General features: G+C 63.0%; 1 protein-coding gene. It reads left to right on the top strand.

Translation table 11 applies throughout. The annotated features are described in order from the left end of the window. Nucleotides 1–205 (top strand): host attachment protein (locus EN845_RS33940; protein ID WP_189587434.1); only part of this gene is annotated, 205 nt, incomplete at its 5' end. Nucleotides 206–422 lie beyond the last annotated feature (217 nt).

The raw sequence follows: 422 nt of genomic DNA, 5'->3' as shown, positions 1-422 counted from the left end.
TGCCGACGATATCGCCGAGCGGCTTTACAAGCTTGCGCATCGGGGCGACTTCGACGAGGTCGTGCTGATCGCGCCGCCGCAGGTGCTCGGCGAGATGCGGCAGAAGCTGCACAAGGAGGTCTGCGAGAAGGTGAAGGCGCAGATACCGAAGACGTTGACCAACCACACCATCTTCGAGATCGAGAAACTCCTTCAAGCGGCCTGAGCCAGGCAGCGAGAGGCTATCGAACGCCATGGGATTGGCGCCGCGCGACCGCCCGCGCGGAGGCCGGCTGCGATTTTCGGCCTCCGTAGTATTCCCGGCGCCGATTTCTGCGTCACAGCGGTTGCATCATCGCCAAGCCCTCCACCATACTGCGAAAGGCGACAGCCTCGGCGGGCGCTCATCCGACATCGCAGTTTCTGAAAGGCGCGCAAGAGAC

Origin of the sequence: Mesorhizobium sp. M8A.F.Ca.ET.202.01.1.1, assembly GCF_004791595.1 — a bacterium.
GTDB lineage: Bacteria > Pseudomonadota > Alphaproteobacteria > Rhizobiales > Rhizobiaceae > Mesorhizobium.
The sequence above is the reverse complement of the archived record's forward strand: the minus strand, read 5'-3'. Positions and strand labels throughout refer to the sequence as shown.